The sequence below is a fragment of the Bradyrhizobium sp. WSM4874 genome, from assembly GCF_055811835.1.
In genome coordinates this window covers 1-1,075 of record NZ_JBVVPR010000157.1, presented here as the reverse complement: position 1 = coordinate 1,075, position 1,075 = coordinate 1, and the positions used below count along the sequence as shown (strand labels likewise).

Here is a 1,075-nt window from a genome sequence, read left to right as displayed (position 1 = left end):
TAAGCAAGCGCGGCAATCGATATCTGCGCCGGATGATCATCCATGGCGCCCGTTCCTGCGTGACTCATCTTGATCGCGATACCGCCTTGGCGCGTGGCTTGATGGACTTCAGGCACGCATGCGCACTAACAAGGTCACCGCCGCCTTGGCGGCCAAGATTGCGCGGATCGCATGGGTGGTGATGACCAAGCCCGGCGCAAGCTATGAACGGCGGGATCCGGCCTTTAGCTGATCCCGTTTGTTCCAGACTGCGAGGTTCGTGAAGGTGATGACGAAACAGTCGATGGGCGCGCCGTAAACCCCTGTGCAAAAAAGCGGGCTTCGAGCCCGAACCATTTATCTGGGAAGGGCACGCGCGGATCTCATCATGGCCTGGCCGCAACAGCGGCCCACTTGCAAGAGGCCGGATACATTTGTGCAGACTGCATCGTCCTCATCAAACGACCTTGCACGGGCGGGGCGGGTCATACATCTTTTGAAAAAGGCTCACGCAGCGCCGCCGCATCCAGCATCTGCTCGGCCAATAGCTTCTTCAGCTTGGCGTTCTCGTCCTCAAGCTGCCGTAGCCGCTTGGCCTCCGAGACGTCCATACCGCCGAATTTGGACTTCCAGTTGTAAAGCGTCGCTTCCGAGACGCCGTGCTTGCGTGCCAAATCGGCCGTCTTCGCACCGGCCTCATGCTCGCGCAGCACGCCTATAATCTGCTCTTCCGTAAACCTGGCTCGCTTCATTTGTCCGTCCTTCAGAAGGCCGGACTCTAACTTCAACTGGAGGAAATCGGCCGGGGCAGGTCACCAGACGTTGCCTGATTTACTGGACTATGCGACGGAAGAACAGAAGTATGTTCGGTGCTTTGTGTATCGTTTAATGGACACTGTGCGGAGAGATCTTCGTCCTAAGTTCTTCCAGAGAGTTCGCATTCACTAAATTGCAGCCGCGAACTCCACTCTTAAAACCCCGCGCCTTCGCTCCGGCATTCACGAACCCGCGCAGTCGGGACTTAGTCGTCCGTTAAGAAGCCGAATTGAGCGGGAGCGGACAGGCAAGCGTATGCGATAGCTGGATCAGGAAGAGG

General features: G+C 57.4%; 2 pseudogenes. One reads left to right on the top strand and one right to left on the bottom strand.

The window, feature by feature from the left end:
- Window positions 1-232, top strand: a pseudogene (locus AC0L3P_RS39805) (IS110 family transposase); the annotation flags it as partial.
- Window positions 233-473: 241 nt separating this feature from the next.
- Here AC0L3P_RS39805 and AC0L3P_RS39800 read toward each other — a convergent pair.
- Window positions 474-731, bottom strand: a pseudogene (locus AC0L3P_RS39800) (transposase); the annotation flags it as partial.
- Window positions 732-1,075 lie beyond the last annotated feature (344 nt).